Origin of the sequence: Alkalinema pantanalense CENA528 (assembly GCF_050753345.1) — a bacterium.
GTDB lineage: Bacteria > Cyanobacteriota > Cyanobacteriia > Leptolyngbyales > Leptolyngbyaceae > Alkalinema > Alkalinema pantanalense.
Window position 1 is genome coordinate 21,023 of record NZ_JBLZFX010000010.1, and the last position, 17,147, is coordinate 38,169.

The 17,147-nt window shown below is 49.1% G+C and carries 12 protein-coding genes; 8 read left to right on the forward strand and 4 right to left on the reverse strand.

All coding sequences use genetic code 11. The features are described from left to right. Window positions 1–1,193 precede the first annotated feature (1,193 nt). On the forward strand, window positions 1,194–4,496 hold the full coding sequence (locus ACN4EG_RS05350; RefSeq protein ID WP_431628201.1) for a Calx-beta domain-containing protein: 3,303 nt from the start codon (window positions 1,194–1,196) through the stop codon (window positions 4,494–4,496). 71 nt (window positions 4,497–4,567) lie between these two features. Here the strand turns inward: ACN4EG_RS05350 and rsmG are convergent, their stop codons facing one another. Together rsmG and ACN4EG_RS05360 are read right to left on the reverse strand one after the other, a co-directional pair. Then, the gene (gene rsmG, locus ACN4EG_RS05355) at window positions 4,568–5,296 is read right to left on the reverse strand and encodes a 16S rRNA (guanine(527)-N(7))-methyltransferase RsmG (RefSeq protein WP_431628203.1); all 729 of its coding nucleotides are present in this window, start codon (window positions 5,294–5,296) and stop codon (window positions 4,568–4,570) included. 128 nt (window positions 5,297–5,424) lie between these two features. Next, window positions 5,425–6,120, reverse strand: coding sequence for an ABC transporter ATP-binding protein (locus tag ACN4EG_RS05360; protein WP_431628205.1), 696 nt, complete (start codon window positions 6,118–6,120; stop codon window positions 5,425–5,427). A gap of 361 nt (window positions 6,121–6,481) precedes the next feature. On the opposite strand from ACN4EG_RS05360, the gene ACN4EG_RS05365 reads away from it, so the two are divergent. Together ACN4EG_RS05365 and ACN4EG_RS05370 are read left to right on the forward strand one after the other, a co-directional pair. After that, the gene (locus tag ACN4EG_RS05365) at window positions 6,482–7,369 is read left to right on the forward strand and encodes a Sll0314/Alr1548 family TPR repeat-containing protein (protein ID WP_431628207.1); all 888 of its coding nucleotides are present in this window, start codon (window positions 6,482–6,484) and stop codon (window positions 7,367–7,369) included. 282 nt (window positions 7,370–7,651) lie between these two features. Beyond that, window positions 7,652–8,113: a DUF3531 family protein gene (locus ACN4EG_RS05370; RefSeq protein ID WP_431628209.1), complete on the forward strand. Its 462-nt coding sequence runs from the start codon at window positions 7,652–7,654 to the stop codon at window positions 8,111–8,113. A gap of 974 nt (window positions 8,114–9,087) precedes the next feature. Here the strand turns inward: ACN4EG_RS05370 and ACN4EG_RS05375 are convergent. Continuing rightward, entirely contained in the window at window positions 9,088–10,086 is a 999-nt protein-coding gene (locus tag ACN4EG_RS05375) for a ribose-phosphate pyrophosphokinase (RefSeq protein ID WP_431628210.1), read from the reverse strand. Window positions 10,087–10,632: 546 nt separating this feature from the next. On the opposite strand from ACN4EG_RS05375, the gene ACN4EG_RS05380 reads away from it, so the two are divergent. The 4 genes from ACN4EG_RS05380 to ACN4EG_RS05395 all read left to right on the forward strand — a co-directional run bounded on the left by ACN4EG_RS05380 (window position 10,633) and on the right by ACN4EG_RS05395 (window position 15,321). Then, a complete protein-coding gene (locus ACN4EG_RS05380; RefSeq protein WP_431628212.1) occupies window positions 10,633–11,094 on the forward strand; it encodes a GatB/YqeY domain-containing protein in 462 nt (153 codons plus the stop codon). Between the two features lie 329 nt (window positions 11,095–11,423). Continuing rightward, window positions 11,424–13,346 (forward strand): protein kinase domain-containing protein, encoded by a 1,923-nt coding sequence (locus tag ACN4EG_RS05385; protein WP_431628213.1) that lies wholly within the window; start codon window positions 11,424–11,426, stop codon window positions 13,344–13,346. A gap of 115 nt (window positions 13,347–13,461) precedes the next feature. Next, the gene (gene bioD / locus ACN4EG_RS05390) at window positions 13,462–14,205 is read left to right on the forward strand and encodes a dethiobiotin synthase (protein ID WP_431628215.1); all 744 of its coding nucleotides are present in this window, start codon (window positions 13,462–13,464) and stop codon (window positions 14,203–14,205) included. 492 nt (window positions 14,206–14,697) lie between these two features. Beyond that, window positions 14,698–15,321, forward strand: coding sequence for an exopolysaccharide biosynthesis protein (locus ACN4EG_RS05395; protein ID WP_431628217.1), 624 nt, complete (start codon window positions 14,698–14,700; stop codon window positions 15,319–15,321). 54 nt (window positions 15,322–15,375) lie between these two features. Here the strand turns inward: ACN4EG_RS05395 and ACN4EG_RS05400 are convergent, their stop codons facing one another. After that, window positions 15,376–16,059, reverse strand: a complete 684-nt coding sequence (locus tag ACN4EG_RS05400) for a hypothetical protein (RefSeq protein WP_431628219.1) — start codon at window positions 16,057–16,059, stop codon at window positions 15,376–15,378. Between the two features lie 344 nt (window positions 16,060–16,403). Here ACN4EG_RS05400 and ACN4EG_RS05405 point away from each other — a divergent pair, with 344 nt between their 5' ends. After that, window positions 16,404–17,078, forward strand: coding sequence for a response regulator transcription factor (locus ACN4EG_RS05405; RefSeq protein WP_431628220.1), 675 nt, complete (start codon window positions 16,404–16,406; stop codon window positions 17,076–17,078). Window positions 17,079–17,147: the final 69 nt, after the last annotated feature.

Below are 17,147 nucleotides of genomic sequence, written 5' to 3' on the forward strand. Positions count from 1 at the left end.
GGAAGGCTCTGCCGATGGGGTGCTTCACTTGAGGGACGGATAGTGACGGGACGGATAGCGACGGGACGGATAGCGACGGGACAGTTACGGAGTTGTCCCTGTGGCCAGTAGACACCAAAGTAACTGGCACGTGAGTTGTTCAGTGTGTGATGACAGCGTAGTCTCCTCCAGCCCCCTCCCCCAAAATCTGCCCTCAAGTTGCTACTGAGATACTGAGTTACTGGCTTGATGCCCAAGTTAGCTGCACGACAAAATTAACTTTGTGCAGTGGACAGACAGAAAACTGGCAGTTTCTCCGTGAGTTCATCAGTTATGACCCTGTAGGCTGTCAAACAAGATAGGTCACAGGGAAAAGCACAGAACATCTACCCTATGAGGTCACCCATGCTTGTGTTGTAACTGAGATGATGATGTTGTAACTCAATGGGTGTCTAGCAAGTACGGGTTCTATTCATCATTAGGGGTCTACCCTGACTTAGGGTTCTACCGAAAGCACAGAAGTTTACCCTCATCATTAGGGTTCTACCAACACGTTCCATTCGTTCATTCAGTAGGGTGGGTTGTAATTTAGTTGCGGGAATCTTTATCTAGTGTAAATTCCAGCAGCATGCTGAAAAACTATCCCACCTTAATTTTTTCTGGAAGGTGACAGAATATGGTCAAGAATGTTGTAAATCCGCATTGCTCAGAGGCAGATTTAAACTTCTCACCCAGATAATGCAGCTCTAATTAATTCCAAATTCTAATTATGCAATAGCTAGCAAGATGATTGTGATCTATTCACGAATCAACTTGCCTAGATCATGATGCCAATAAATTTTCGAGAATTGTTCAACTTCTCCAGCTAATTGAAGTCGTCCAAATTGTTGAATAGCCAGGTTTTCGATCGTGGAAAGCCATTAGAAAAAATTAAACTAAGTTTAACTTCTCCAGCTAATTGAAGTTATCTAAATCGTTGACTGACCAGGTTTTCGATCGTAGAAAGCCTTCAGGAAAAAATCAAGCTAAGTTCAACCTAAATTATCTAATGATTATCTAATGAATGGATTGAAGCAGTCATACTACTTCATGATGTTTAGCATTGTCTAAACCGTGAGTGAGAGATCGCTTTGAGTAAATAACTTAATGTTTTATATCTGCCACGGTGCTATACCCGATCGAACAGTTAGCCCCATCTGTTTTGGAGGATTTTTATGATAGCCCATACGCAAATTTTGCAAACGCAGATGTTACAGATGCAAATTGCTCAAACCACAATGACAGAGACAACTCAAGCTTTGCCCCAGATCATCTCTCAACCAGCGAAATATACGATCGCGTTCATTGATCCGTCAGTTGAGGATTACCTTACCCTGCTGAATGGCCTGTTGCCTAATATTGCCGTTCAACTGCTCAATCCTTATAAAGATGGTTTTGCGCAAATCCTACAAACGTTAGTGAACCATCCAGAGTTGACGGAGATTCATATCTTTTCCCATGGTAGTCCGGGCCATTTGTACTTAGGCAATGAGATTTTGACGGAGGCCAGCCTCGATCACTATACGGAAGAAGCTTTAGCCATTGCCGCACGCCATCCAGAGTTGCCCATGAATTGGGTTTTGTATGGTTGCAATTTGGCGCAGGGGGAAATCGGACAAGCCTTTTTACACAAATTGCAACAGTTGACGGGTGCAAACATTGCTGCATCCGTGAGTCCGACGGGGCATGGCGATCGATCGGGGAATTGGCTGTTAGAAACTCGGTTGGGTGCGGTTGAGTTTGACTCCATCTTACATCCGGCAACTATGGCATCCTATGCGGGTGTGTTAGCTGTTGTCACCGTTACGAATACGAACAACAGTGGTGCAGGTTCGCTACGAGATGCGATCGCCAATGCCAGAACGGGGGATACGATCGCCTTTTCCTCCAGCTTGGCTAACCAAACCATTACCCTCAGCAGTCAACTCGACATTCCAGCGGGCAAAAATTTAATCATTGATGGTGCAGCAGCAGCGGGCTTGAAAATTAGTGGTAATAATGCCACACGAATTCTGCAACTGAATTCCAACGTTGATTTCCCCACCAGCCTCACGGTCAAAAATCTCGCGATGGTCAATGGGTCTACCCGCGATCGTGGTGGCGCAATTACTACGACCCACAAAGCCAATTTAACCGTTGAGAATGTCACCTTCAGCAACAACACCGCAGATAAGGGGGGCGGGGCTATTTACAGTGAGTATGAAGGTAGTTTAACGGTTACAGGTAGCAAATTTACGGGTAACAAAGCTACCGCAGGTAATGATGAACGGGGAGCTGGCGCGATCGGATTCTTTGGGCCGGGGGCGCTGAAGGTTACCAATAGCGAATTTACAGGTAACAAAGGGATTAACGGCGGTGCGATTAACAGTCTGAACGGTCAGCTCACGATCGAAAATTCCAAGTTCCTTAATAATGATGTCTCTGCAGCAACAGTGGATAATCGTGCAGGAGCACTTAACCCGACGCTGCGGGGCTATGGTGGCGCAATCTTCACCGATCGGGCCAACAACAATACAACGATCAAAAATAGCGTCTTTGATAACAACATCAGTCGATCGGCAGGAGGTGCCCTTTACCTGTTCAACGATCCGGAAGATGTGGTGACGATCGAAAATTCCAGCTTCAAAGGCAACCAGGCAACGGGATTACCGGGGGGTGAAATGGGGGCGGGAGGCGCGATCGACCACGTTCGCAACAGCAAAGGCAGTGGCAGCCTGACCCTGCGCAATACCGCTTTTGTGGACAACTATTCCGCTGGCTCTGGGGGTGGGGTTTGGATTAATCAAACAAACTCCACAATTACCAACACCACGTTTTCAGGCAATCGAACCGCTAAAGGGTTGACCGCCGATGACTATGTAAAAAATGGCGGTGCCCTTGCATTATTCAGCAATGCTTCGGCCAATCTTACCAACGTTACCTTTGCCCTGAACCATGCGGGTTGGGTTGGCGGGGCGATCGTGGCTGCCAGCGATGCTTCCGTTAGTCTCAAAAACACAATCTTCGATCGCAATACGGCGGATAACGGAACCAATACTTGGAATATCCAACAGCATGTGAACCGCACGTTTACCGATCAAGGCGGCAATATTCAATATCCCCCCAGTGATGTGAGTGTGGCCTCGGGGGCGCGATCGGTTGACCCGAAATTGGGCGCATTGCAACAGTCGGGGAATTTTTGGTTCCATCCGCTTTTATCCGGCAGTCCAGCCATTAACACTGGTGTATCGGGCGCACCCCTTACCGATTTACTCGGCTTTACCCGCGATAGTCAACCTGATGTGGGCGCGGTGGAATTTGGCAGTGGTAGCTCCACGTTGCCCAGTCTGCGGGTCAATGATGTGCAAGTGACCGAAGGCAATTCCGGCTCACAAAATGCAGTGTTTACGGTGACGCTGTCAGGAGCGAGTACCCAAACAGTTAAAGTCAACTATGCCACGGCCAATAATACCGCCACGGCGGGTTCCGACTATACCAGCAGCAGCGGCACTCTCACCTTCAATCCTGGCGACCTGACGAAAACGATCGCGATTCCGGTTTTGGGCGATACGGCAGTGGAAGCCAACGAGTCGTTTTTCCTCAACCTCAGCGGTGCCAGCAATGCCACGATCTCCGATAGTCAGGGCTTAGGCACGATCGTCAATAATGATACGGCAACGGCAAATCCCAGTTTGTCTATCAATAATGTCACTTTAACCGAGGGAAATCTCGGTACAAAGAATGCTGTGTTCACGGTAAAGCTGTCTGCTGCAAGTACTAAAGCAATTAGTGTTAACTATGCAACGGCTAATGGAACGGCCACCGCAGGAAGTGACTATACTACCAAAACAGGAAAATTAACTTTCAATGCAGGTGAGCTCAGTAAAACAATCAGTATCGCAATAACTGGAGATACCCAGGTAGAGGCGAACGAAACGTTTTCTGTTAACCTCAGCAGTCCGACTAATGCCACCCTAGGTACTAGTAAAGGAACGGCGACGCTGACCAATGATGATAGTACTTCTCCTAAACTCTCAATCAACAATGTGCGAATTACAGAGGGCAATGCAGGGACTAAGAATGCGGTCTTTACTGTCAGCTTAGCGGCTGCAACTAGCAAAACCGTCGCACTGAAGTATGCGACCGCCAATGGACAAGCGATCGCGGGGAGTGACTATAACGCCATTAGTGGCAATTTAAGTTTTAATCCCGGCGAAACCCGCAAGACCATTAGTGTTCCGATTCGCGGCGATGGGACTGTAGAAGGGGATGAATCCTTCTATGTCAATTTGACCAATCTGACCAATGCGACCTTTGCGGTTAGTCGGGGTACTGGAACGATTGTTAACGATGATACCGCTACGGCAAAGGTTGCTGGAGCCAGTGCCCTGCGATCGACCGCGCTTTCGGCCAACTCCCTAACCCAACCGTCTGCCTTACAACAAACGGATCTTTTAGTCGCGAGTAGTGGCTCCCTGCGATCGCCATTGCAGGTTTAACGCCTTATCCTGAACTCGATTGTGCTCCATCGCGATCGACGAAGCTCCATCGTAAATCAAGCAAATCTAGATTAGTTGAGTGGTTTTTGAGTGGGAATGCCGATCGCCCTAGGAAACTCTGGGGGGGTCGGTTTTATTTTGGCTAAATGGAGACAGGTGCGCTGGCCTTCACTCAGCGGTGTCACAAACGTTTCGACTTCCATTAAATCGCCCCCCAATTTTTCCACGGCCCGAATTAACTCAGCTTCTTCCTCCATCGTCCACTGGCCCCGGTAGAGAATCGCCTCACCCCCCACTTTGACGAGGGGGAGGGCATATTCTGCGCAAACGTTCGCCGCTGCCACCGCCCGCAATGTTGCTAAGTCATAGCGTTCGCGCTGCTGAGGATCCTGACCCACCTGCTCCACCCGATCGACCAGACAGTGGATATTGGTTAGGTTCAACTCTTGGGTCATTTGTTGCAGAAAGGTGATTTTTTTGCGGGTAGAGTCTAACAGGGTGATCTGCCAATGGGGACGGGCAATCGCGATCGGCACCCCCGGAAAGCCGCCGCCCGTGCCAATATCGATCATCTCAATCTCCGGCATTGGATCCTGAAGGTAGTCAATCACGCCTCCTAGGGAATCCCAGAGGTGCTTCTCCCAAAACTCTTCAGGTTCAGTAATGCGAGTCAGATTCAGCCGTTGGTTTCCGGCCAGCAGGGCTTCGTAGAGTCCCTGAAATTGCTCCTGTTGGCGATCGTTGGGCTGCCAATCCAGAGTGGCTTGCCAGAGATCAAGATTTTGCGGGAGGGCGGTCATTGGCGTGCTGAGGGTCGGAAAGAATGGGTTTCAGTCAAGTTGAACCAAAATAGCGTCGGTTCGCGCAACTTTCCATCATCTCACTTCTCCCTTCGTCCTGCTTGCCAATGTCCGGTAGGAGGCTGGACTCAGGAGGCGATCGGGGACAGCCCGGAACTCGCCTGAGTCTCGATGAACTGTTGTTGTAGATCCGTTGGCGTCACTTCCTTCAAGTTGCCATGGGAGATTTGCCAACAGCGATCGGCGATTTCCAGCAATTCCGAGGCATCGTGGGAGACGACTAGTAATGTCCAATGCTCCTTTAACTTTGCCAAGAGTTTAACCAGTTGCCGTCGCATTGACCAATCCAATCCGGCGGTGGGTTCATCCAGTAGCAGCACGTTCGGTTGGCGAATCAGTTGCACTGCCAGGGCTAAACGGCGTTGTTGGCCACCACTGAGGGCATGGGGAGAGGCTTGTAGCGAGAGGTGATCCAGTCCTACTTCAGCCAAGGCTTCTCGGATCCGATCGCTGCTAAGTTCTGGATGACCAAGGCGCAATTCTTCTAAAATCGTTCCGCCACAAAAATGTCGTTCGGGAAACTGAAACACTAAGCCGCAGAGTTGTTGCATGTGGAGAAAAGTGAGCTCCTGCTCCCGCCAAAACATGCTGCCGCTGGTGGGTTCTGCCAAGCCTGCCAAAATTTCCAACAGGGTACTCTTGCCTGATCCGCTCGGCCCAACAATCAGTCCTAATTGCTGGGTGGGCATGTCGAGGTTGATGGCATTGAGGATGGGTTGGGGGCAGGCAGTGGGATAGTAGGACAGATCTCGCAGGTATAACATTCCACTTGGCTCGGGTAGGTTATTTCAGGATTCCCTTAATCATGCTGATACCGCCATGCTGATATCGCCATGCTCATCTCTGAGTCATGCCCGTATCTAGGGTGAAGAAACCTGATTGATGCAAGTTTAGCGAATGATCCCCATAACCGCCGAATTCCATGGAACGAATTCTAGGAAAGCTTGAGTTGAATTCAAATTTAGCATTGAATCAAAATCTAGCTTGGAACTTCCCCTGGGATGCCAGCGTCATCAGTCGCTAGTAGAATGCAGACATCCTCGATCGGATACACCCATGGCAAATCGAATAATGGCTAGACAAACACATTCTTTTGGTGACATTTCTGGGGCTAGATCGTTTCCTATGACGCAACGCTTGGGCCTATTGGCTAGCAGTACAGCATTGCTATTGGGAGTTATCACGAATCCGGCTTTTGCAAAGGATCCATTTAGGACGAGTAATCCCAAGCCGATCGGGGATAGGACAGAAGCCGCGTTCAAAGCCATTTTTGAAAAAGGTGATTACAGCCCCAAAACCCTGGAACTTTTGGATCAGGCTGCTGCGAAGGAAGGTGGTGAGCCTCTAGTTTACGCCCTCAAAGCGACGTTGGCCTTTATGCAGCGGGATGGGGGCACCTTTACGACCAACGCCACCATGACCCGTGAAACGGCGGAAAAGTTGGCTACTTCCGATCCCCTGCGTGGCAATCTCTACATTGCGGTGGGTAATTTTCTAGAAGCGGCTTCTACCATTAACACCCAGGGGATGGTGCGGGGAATGCCCACGGCCCTCGGCAAAGTGCAGGATGCGTTTAAAAAATTAGACGAGGCCGAAAAAGTTTCCCCTAACGATCCAGAATTGAACTTGGTCAAGGGCGCGATGGATCTGATGCTGGCGGTGAATGTTAGCTTGCCGCTGTCCAACCCCGATCAAGCGATCGAACGGCTGGAACAAAAAGCAGGGCCAAGATACATTGCCGATCGCAGTTTGGCTTGGGGCTACCGAGATCTGAAGAAATTGGACAAGGCGGTGGCATCGGTCGATCGTGCCCTAGCGACTACGCCAGATAACCCTGAGGTGAAATATCTCAAAGGGCAAATTCTTTACAAACAAGGTAAGTTCCCAGAGAGTATTAAATTCTTTGAAGATGCACTGAAAAAGGAAGGTCAACTGCCTACGGGATTAGTGAACCAAATCAAGCGGGAACTACGGCTGGCAAATCAGCGAGCCCAAGCGGGCAAAACGCCCTAATGTGATTCTTGAATGGGGTTGCTTGGGCACAGAATCTTCAGGGTATAGAAATCTGGAGGAAAACCCAGGAGCGATCGGGAGTGTGAGAAAATTAAGAGCCGAGAGTTTGGTGGTATTAGGGATGGTGGCCAAACGGTAGAGGACGTATGGACAGCATGGGTTGGCAGCCAGCGTTAGCATGCTGGATTTAGGTCATCCCATCCCGGCGCAACTGAACTCGGAAGTTGGCTCTTAGTTTTCTGTTGTCTGATTGTTCGCCTGTTTACTTTCAATGTTGAGTCTATGCAAGTTGAGTTTCGTGAATTTGACCAGTTCAATCTTTGGATCTGGCTAAAGTTTCCCACGGTGCCTTCCGAGATGGAAAAACAGTATGTGGAAGAGATCTTCAGTTCTTGGTTTTACCTCGGAAAACTTGGGGGATTCAACGCTGAAAATTTGCAAGTGCAAGAAGTCGGGCTAGAAATTAGCTATCTGCCCTATGACAACGACCAAGCAGACAACTCCATGATGGCCCTCATGCATAACATGGGGGAATTTGAATACGAAGGCAGTTGGGGACGCTGTTGGTTTGATTTGGGGACTAGTGATGCGATCGCGATCGATGTTTTAATCAACGCCCTCAACCAACTGAGTCGAGATTTCGTAGGGATAGAACGCCTAGTGGTAGGTGGTGAAAACGAAGACTGGCAGATTCCTGGTGGTAGCCGACTGGAATTTATGGGTATGGATAACGATTGGAATTAACTGCACGATCTCGGCCTCGATCGATCGGATCAACGTCTTGAGCCGAACTTTCCTTAAAAAAATCTGGAAAATGATCTCCAGTCAATGAAGTTGACTTCAGCTATCAATTACCTCGCTAATCAATAGCTAAAGTGAGACATTCCTCGGTGGGCGATTTTCATCGCCCATTTTTATTGCAATAGTCCCGTTTCATAGTCAATGCGCCCAATGCGCCCAATGCGCTTAAGACAGTGATATCGAATTGATTCATTGATGCGACAGATGCGATCCCACCTAGCCCCCGCGCTACGCGCCGCTGACACTAGAAAAAAGGGGATATTCGGCCAAATTCTTTCAAAGTCGCCCTTTTTCTTGGCATAGCCTCTCCGCAGGAGATAGGGGGATTTAGGGGGATCGGAAGTCTGGCAAGCAACAATTATGATTGTCCTAACAATCATAGCTATAGCTATCACTGCCGCTCAGCCTGTTCTCAATCGTCAACCTATTCCCAATCATCAATCCATTCTTAATAGAAACGTGAGTTTGATAAATCCGGGAACGTCTCCCCTCAAGGCAGTTTGCTCTGATGTCATGCCTGAGCAACGACCTTGCCCCCTGTGCTTTCAGGGAACGCTACTCCTCCGTCATCCCAGTGAATTCTCCGTCCCAGGATAGGGGATTGGTGGGGGGCCATTGTGCTTGTCAAACTCACATTTATAAAAAAGGCGTACCCGCCATAGCCAGTACACCTCGCTGCTCAATTCAGAGTCTCTGAACCTCACAGCGTTTGATCAATTGTGATTTGAGGAGACTGAACAGTAGTTGGATGCAGAGATTTTCCTAGGGTGAGCGTGCTTACAAATAGGAGCAGCCTTAGCGATTGTGATTAACCTGGAAATATTCCAGGGATCGCTTCAACTAACTGCCTATCAACAAACCCCCTATCAAAACATTGCCCAACACTACCTAGCCCATGCCCATAGGACAAGTCAGTACTAACGAAACATACTACTCACTGAGCTATCTTCATGAATCCGAGAGATGGTTTCTCCCAAAACATTGGCTACCGACAGGATGGTCAACTGCGGGAAGCGTTGATCTTCGGTTAGAGGGATCGTATTGGTGACAATCACCTCTTCCAGGCATCCGCTCGACAGACGTTCGATCGCCGGTGGCGAGAATACCGCATGGGTTGCACAGGCGTAAACTTGCCTTGCTCCTTCCCGACGCAGTAACTTAGCGCCTTCGGTAATCGTACCAGCGGTATCAATCATGTCATCAACCAATACGGCGGTTTTCCCTCGCACATCACCCACCACGTTCATCACTTCAGCCACGTTATGGGCTTGACGACGTTTGTCAATGATGGCTAACGGTGCATCACCTAGGCGATTGGCAAAGGCACGGGCACGGGCAACCCCACCAACATCTGGAGAGACAATGACAAGGTCTTCCAACTTTTTGCTTTTCAGGTAATCCACGATCGTGGGGGCACCGTAGACATGATCCAAAGGAATATCGAAATAGCCTTGGATCTGAGCCGAGTGCAAGTCCATGGCTAACACCCGGTTGGCCCCCGATTTAGTTAGCAAGTTAGCGGCTAACTTTGCAGTAATGGACTCACGGCCTGCGGTTTTACGATCGGCCCGTGCATAGCCGTAGTAAGGTAAAACCGCCGTTACCTGCCGCGCCGAAGCCCGCTTGCAAGCATCAATCATGATCATGAGTTCCATCAAATGATCATTGACCGGACGACAAGTGGGTTGAATGATGTAAACATCACTTCCCCGAATTGATTCCAAAATCTGGACGTAGATTTCGCCATCCGCAAACCGCTTCCGAATCATTGGGCTAAGGTCTAGCCCTAAATAACGGGCCACCTCTTGTGCCAACACCGGATTCGCGGATCCCGTTAGTAAGCAGAGACGATTGTTATGAGTATCAACAATAGGAGCAGAAGCAATGGGGAGAGTCAGAGTCGCAGAACTGATCACGTCAAGCCCTCGAACGCATTCACGGCAATCTTATCACTGAGATCAGAGAACATCGTCCCAGATCTTGCTTAAAGACTATCTCACCAATTGCGGTACTTGTGCACAGTTGTGCCAGAAATCGGCAGTTGGGAGGTCGTTAAGGTAGAAATGGGAGACTTCAATATAACTTGCCAAGAAAGTTTGTTAATTTGCTAAGGGGCTTTGTCAAATCTTTGTCAAATAACGAAATCGTAAGTTAACCGATCGAAATAAAAATGGAAGATCGAAATTTGGCTACAGAAGACTGGTGTGCTGTCGCTCAGGAAATTTCGAAACCCAAACTACAATTGAAATGAGTTGGGTTACCTTAGTTCCTGGCACAGTTTTTTGACACAGTTCTCTGGGCCGCTCTCTGGCTAGCTCTTTGGCACAGTGAACAAAGTAATTACGGAGTAATTTTAAGTTCCAACTGTGCCAACTATTGTGCCAAATTTTTTGACCGTCTGCCAAGACCGTTAGACAAGAAAATATTGTTTTCGAAAGATTATTGACGAAAGGACAGGTGAAATGGCAAGCCTCATCGACCATATCAGCGAAGAGATCAAATCTGCTATGAAGGCTAGGGAGAAGGTTCGCTTGGAAACCCTCCGCAGCATCAAGAAAGTTCTTCTGGAAAAGGAAGTCAGCGTGCGACCATCTGGCCAACAAGTCTTGACAGAAGAGCAAGAAATGGAGGCATTGCTGCAACTGGCTAAGCAACGGCGGGATGCGATCGAGCAATATCAGTCCGTTGGGCGGCAGGATTTAGCGGATCAGGAGGCCCAAGAATTAGTCATCATTGAAGGCTTCCTTCCGCAACAACTGACGGACGATGAAGTGGCTCAAGCGATCGACGCGATCATTGCTCAAGTGGGGGCCACCAGCCCGAAGGACATGGGCAAAGTGATGGGGCCAGCTATGCAACAGCTTAAGGGCAAAACCGATGGCAAAAAAGTGCAAGCGATCGTCAAAGTTAAATTAGGGGGCTAAGCTGCTTCCTTAAGGCAACTAACCAGGCAACCATTCCTTCAGGACACGTTATTCGTTCACGTCAGGGAACAGCGTACAAAATAAAATCTTCAGTGAATGGGTTAAGTGAGTGGGTGAGTAGGTGGGTGGATGAATCGGGGCTGTTATTTCCTAGCAAATCCCTAATCTCCGATTGATTGATTCCCTACTCAAGCTTAGCTGGGTAATATGTTTTCAGTAGAGAAATCTAATCCGATTCTCTCGCGTCACATTTCGCTGGGTCGAGTAGACTTGATTAGTTTCAGAATTCATTTCAGAGTCAGTTTTACTGTTCAGTCATTTTCAGGACTATGCAACCACCGATTTCGATAGGGACTGTTCTTCAAAGCCGATATCGTTTACTGAGCATCTTGGGCCAGGGCGGTTTTGGGAGAACCTATCTGGCTGAAGATCAAGCTCGCTTTAATGAGTTGTGCGCTTTGAAGGAATTGGTGTTGCCCCAGACGGGAGAATATGCCCTGGAAAAATCGAAGGAATTATTCCAGCGAGAAGCCCAAACGCTGTATCAGATTCAGCATCCCCAAATTCCACAATTTCGCGCCATGTTTGAGGAAAATCAGCGATTTTTCCTGGTGCAAGACTATGTGGATGGTAAAACCTATCGCGCCTTGCTGGAAGAGCGTAAAGGTCAGGGTTATGTTTTCTCAGAACCGGAAATCATCCAGTTAATGCAGCAGGTTTTGCCCGTGCTGGCCTATCTCCATGGCAAGGGCATTATCCACCGCGACATTGCCCCAGATAATGTGATTCTGCGGGAGCGCGATCGCCTGCCTGTGCTGATTGACTTTGGTGTAGTGAAGGAACTGGCAACGCGGATTCAGGTGCCCGATACCCTCAAGCAATCCACTACCGTTGGTAAACTGGGCTATGCGCCGATCGAACAAATGCAAACGGGTCGAGCCTACCCCAACAGCGATCTCTACGCCTTGGCTGTAACGGTTGTTGTGCTGTTAACTGGCCGGGAACCCCAAGAATTACTGGACGACAGCACGATGACCTGGCATTGGCAGCGCTGGTGTCAAGTCAGTCCAGCCTTCGCGCAGATCGTCAATCGGATGTTGAGCTATACGCCCAGTCAGCGCTTCCAATCTGCCCTGGATATTCAACAGGCGCTGCAAAATATTGGGCAACCAGGCACCTATCAATCGGCCCCCAGCAATTCTTCCCCGACGGCTCCGGGTGGGCCTGTTACCCTGCCCGTGCAGCAGCCCCCAGCCCAACCCTCCCAGATGGCAACGGTGGCGGTGGGACGTCCTCCCGAAAGTACCGACTATGCGGGCTCCAGTCTGAGTTCTAATGCAGGGCTACGGCGATCGACGCCAACTAGTCCTCCCAATCGCAGTTCTCTTTTGGATGATCCCTGGGCAGTGGGGTTAATTGGTGTGGGGGTGCTATCCTTGGTCGGGATTGGTTCCTGGGTGATTGCGCGATCGCTCGGCTCTAGTTCCCAACCCCAGGCATCACCGACCCCCACCGTTACGATCAGCGCTAGTCCCAGTCCTAGTGCTAGTAAGACCCCGAAGCCCAGTCCCAGCCCCACCAATGTAGAAATTAGCCAACGGGTGGATCTGACCCCAGACAAGCCTGTGACTCGTACGGGGCCACTCCAAGCCAGTCAAACCCTGACCTTTAACTTCGCAGGGAAACAGGGGCAGACTCTGACAGCGGCGTTGGGTGGAGAAGGCGTTCTGATGACGATTCTGGGGCCAGATGACCAACCCCTCGATCGGGCGAGACGGGTTCCCTTCTGGGAAGGCGAACTTCCTTTTAATGGTAATTATGCGGTGCAGCTCAAAACAGTACAGGGGCTGTCTAAGTCCGACTTTAAACTGGAGTTGAAGTTGGCGAATCCGATCGTGCCGACGCCCTCTCCGTCGGTGACCTCCTCGCCGAGCATCGAGCCCACTCCGCCTACGGAGGCCGAAGTCAAAACGGAGCGAATTTCCTTCTCGCCGGGACAAAGTTCTACCCAAATCCAAGGCCGGACCGATAGCAAAGTGATTCGCCGCTATTTAATGAGTATCCAAGCAGGGCAAGCGCTCAGCATTAATCTTCAGGGAGGGGGGACTTTTATTGTGCGCCGTCCTGATGGGAGTCCTTTGGAAGGCGGTGGCAAGTCCTGGGAAAATCCTGTCCCGGATACAGGCGATTATCAAATTGATGTCAGTGCGAATGAACCCGTAGAATTTGCCCTAACCGTCAGTGTGAGGTAGTCAGTGTGGGATAGTGAGTGTTCCATGTGTCCGCCAGTCAATATTTATTCGTTGGAGTAAATATTGACTGGCGGAGAGGAATGTTGGCGCTATTGATTGGGCGCTATCTCGTACAATGACTCTGTGTAGTACAAAGGAGCGATCGCGGGTGAGTTCACTGTTAATTACGGGAACCGATACCGATGCAGGTAAAACGCTGCTAACGTCTGCGTTGGCTGCCTATTGGTGTCTGTACTGCCAGCCGCGATCGCTGGGAATTTTGAAGCCGATTCAAACCGGAGTGGGCGATCGGGAACATTACCAGCGTCTATTTGCAGCCAGTCCTACTCTCACCATAGCCAACCCGCTACATTTCGAGGCTCCCTTGGCTCCTCCCCTAGCGGCGGATCGAGAAGGTCGATCGATTCCCCTTGACCTAGTTTGGAATGCCTATACCCAGTTAAAACAAACCCATGACTTGGTTCTGGTAGAAGGATTAGGCGGGCTCGGTTCGCCCGTGACCCATGAAACCACAGTGGCTGACTTGGCTTGGGATTGGCGACTCTCGGCAGTCTTGGTGGTTCCGGTGAAGTTGGGGGCGATCGGTCAGACGGTGGCAAATGTGGCCCTGGCAGAGCGATCGCGGGTACATCTAAAAGGGATTGTGCTGAACTGTATTACTCCTGCTACGGCTGAGGAAGTGGATCAATGGGCGAATATTCCGCTGATTGAAACGCTGACCCATTTGCCAGTTTTAGGTGTTTTACCTCACGTAGCAGACCCTACTGATCTTCACCAACTTGCTCATATCGCCTCGAATTTAGCTATTGAGAAATTATTACCCTTATCGGCTAGTAATCTTCCGGCTCCTCTCAGTTGAGTGAATTTCCTGGGTTACATCAATTCCCTAGGTTAAGCAACTTACCTGTTAAGTAACCTACCTGTTAAGTAACCTACCTGTTAAGTAACCTACCTGTTAAGCAACTTACCTGTTGAGTCACCTGCTTCGTGGAAGAATCCACCTCCTTAACGAGGCAAAAACAACTTTTTCTGAAGACTATTAGGTAAGAAAAAATATTTTAGAGTGCAAGAAATACTGAACGAGGGAATGCTTAGGTGGAGGCATGTCTCGATCTAGAAACATTTACGGGTATTGTATTGAGCTACATTTGTTCTGAATTGAAGCTGAGACAATTTCGAGGAATCATCTAAGAACATCCATCACAACGATGATCTGAATGTGAAGAAAGATTTTCAATTGATCGAGTTTTTATACAATTTGTCAAGAATTCTCTTGCGGAATTGACCTTTGTTAGCGGGAATTCTATTAAATAAGGTTCTTTTGCTATCTCGCTCTTTCATCCTTGTTCCTATGAAGCTCTCTGTAACTATTCAAGGTTTGCTCGAAGAACATTTAGACACCCCTCTTTCGATCGCAACCTTGTTAGAGCGCACCGGCGAGCAGGGATTTGGGATTCTAAGTGGATTGCTAACTCTGCCGATGTTGATTCCAGTTCCGATTCCGTTGGCGGGGTTTTCCACCTTGATGGGGGCAGGAACGATCCTGATGGGGTTGCAGTTAGCATTGGGCGCTAAGCAACCTTGGCTACCCCATCGACTGGCTCAGTTAGAAATGTCGCCTAAGTTATCCCAAGGATTGCTCAAAAATATTGAACGGGTTCTCTATCCCGTTGAAAAGTTTTCTCAAACTCGGTTAGTTCGTGTGAGTCATAACCGAAATATTCGTCGCTTAATCGGCTTCTGTATGGCTTGGAATGCAGCTTTAATGGCGCTTCCCTTGCCAATTCCACTGACTAATTTATTGCCCGCTTACACGATCGAAGCGTTGGTGATTGGATTACTGGAAGATGATGGATTGTTAATGCTGATTGGTTTGGGGATGACTGCCCTGGCTACTGTTTTCTTTGCCAGTATTGCCAGCGCCATTTGGATTGTATTTTGCCAAGCGATCGTGCATTTTCAAGGGCTATTTTAGGGATTGCATCCGGGCACATCTGTGTGTCATCAACCAATTAATCTTGACCGATCACTAATTTCGACGCAGCACGATTCGATCTTGGTCAACTTCTATAGAATTAGCAGAAATTTCAGACAGGAATTGGGGCAGAGTCCTGTTAATTTGATTCTGAAGGTGCTCCGGCGGAACCCCTACTCGCTGGGCAATTTGATTGAGCGAAAAACTGAGCTTGCCTACTTTGACTTGGGTATTTGGATCAAGTTGAATTTGGCCATTGACCATGCGAGGTTGCCCTTCCAAGCCAAGATAAATTTGACGATCGTGAAATCCTGGAATCCGTTGGATCGCGTCCCGTAGTAGCGCTTTTTCTTGGTGAGAGAGTTGACTCTGCTGCAACTCTGCTAGATCGACCACAGCGCCTGCTTGGAGTTGATTGTTTTTAATTTCCGTATGGATACCCTTAATGGCAGTGGACGCTTTGACCTGTTGACTGACTTGAGCGATTGTAGATGTGACCAGAACCTTAACTTCCGCTGGGCTTAAACTAACAGACACATTTTCCTGGTTGAGCGATCGCAGTTTTTGCTCAACTTGTCGCGCTTCTGCTTGTAGCGTATCTGGTTCTAGGAGATAGGTTTGGGCTGCGTTTCGATAGCCGTCGGGCAAGCTGGTTGCTTGTTGATAGGCGATCGCAATGCCGACTCCCGCAGCCCCTAACACGCCTAACCCAATTAATGCGACTCGTTTCATCATCATGGGAATTTCTCAATCAACAGGGTTCCCGATGAATACAAGCTGTTCTCTACTGATTCCAGACAATGCCGCTCTTGAAATGAGCAGTTTGAAATGAAGCAGTATTGTTTGCCCGATTCATCCATTGCAGAGCCTTGAGAACAGGGGGTTGGGGCTATGGCATGCTCGATCGTCGTCCGTTAGCGCACCCCTGGTCTTGCTTAGAAAGTCCAGGGACTCAGAGGTCAGTATCACCAAGGCTGAATTTTCGATAATTTTCGATTCTAGTCAATGATTTGGGCATCCTAGCACTACAGAAACAGTGCAACCTTGTGATCCTAACCCTGTCCGATCGAGGACAATTCTGCATGAAAAAAATTCTTGTTGTTGATGATGACACCACCCTCCGTACAGCTCTCAGTCGCTATCTAAGTAAGCGAGGATATTGTGTTCAGGATGCCGCTTCTGGTCTAGATGCGCTAACGCTGTTTGAGCAGGATCCTCCAGATTTGATTGTTTCCGATGTGCTGATGCCGGAAATGGATGGCTATGAATTCTGCCGCCGGGTACGGGCAAGCCGTGTTGGGCAACTCCTGCCATTTATTTTCCTCTCCAGTCGCGCCGATGTTGAAGATCGCGTCCAGGGCCATTCTATGGGGGCAGATGATTATTTAATTAAACCCTTTGAACCCCGTGAACTTTTGGCCAAGATTGAAGCACAGTTGGAACGTTCCCGACGAACCCATGCTGAAATTATTCGCTTGCTTCAGCAAGTCAGTCACGCCCCGGAACCCCAAACCGCGCCCCACCCGCTACCGCTAACGCCTGCCGAAGAAAAAGTTTTTTGGCAAGTGATCCAGGGCTATACCAATAAGCAAATCGGTGAACATCTTTTTGTCAGTCCCCGCACTGTTCAAACCCACCTCAGTAATATTCTCAACAAGTTACAACTGGAAAATCGATCGCAACTGGTTCGTTATGCCTTTGAACATGGTTATAAGCCTCCCCTAGACCGAACGGTTGCAGAACCGATCGAGCCATAAAAAAGAGCAGAGAAAGGATTCCTCTGCTCCTACACGAATAGGGGGATTATTGATTCCGATCGATCAGGT

Bases quoted from the DNA above. Each gene is read 5' to 3' on its own strand.
- ACN4EG_RS05350 (WP_431628201.1), top strand. From the start codon at position 1,194: ATGATAGCCCATACGCAAATTTTGCAAACGCAGATGTTACAGATGCAA.
- rsmG (WP_431628203.1), bottom strand. From the start codon at position 5,296: ATGACCGCCCTCCCGCAAAATCTTGATCTCTGGCAAGCCACTCTGGAT.
- ACN4EG_RS05360 (WP_431628205.1), bottom strand. From the start codon at position 6,120: ATGTTATACCTGCGAGATCTGTCCTACTATCCCACTGCCTGCCCCCAA.
- ACN4EG_RS05365 (WP_431628207.1), top strand. From the start codon at position 6,482: ATGACGCAACGCTTGGGCCTATTGGCTAGCAGTACAGCATTGCTATTG.
- ACN4EG_RS05370 (WP_431628209.1), top strand. From the start codon at position 7,652: ATGCAAGTTGAGTTTCGTGAATTTGACCAGTTCAATCTTTGGATCTGG.
- ACN4EG_RS05380 (WP_431628212.1), top strand. From the start codon at position 10,633: ATGGCAAGCCTCATCGACCATATCAGCGAAGAGATCAAATCTGCTATG.
- ACN4EG_RS05385 (WP_431628213.1), top strand. From the start codon at position 11,424: ATGCAACCACCGATTTCGATAGGGACTGTTCTTCAAAGCCGATATCGT.
- bioD (WP_431628215.1), top strand. From the start codon at position 13,462: ATGACTCTGTGTAGTACAAAGGAGCGATCGCGGGTGAGTTCACTGTTA.
- ACN4EG_RS05395 (WP_431628217.1), top strand. From the start codon at position 14,698: ATGAAGCTCTCTGTAACTATTCAAGGTTTGCTCGAAGAACATTTAGAC.
- ACN4EG_RS05400 (WP_431628219.1), bottom strand. From the start codon at position 16,059: ATGATGATGAAACGAGTCGCATTAATTGGGTTAGGCGTGTTAGGGGCT.
- ACN4EG_RS05405 (WP_431628220.1), top strand. From the start codon at position 16,404: ATGAAAAAAATTCTTGTTGTTGATGATGACACCACCCTCCGTACAGCT.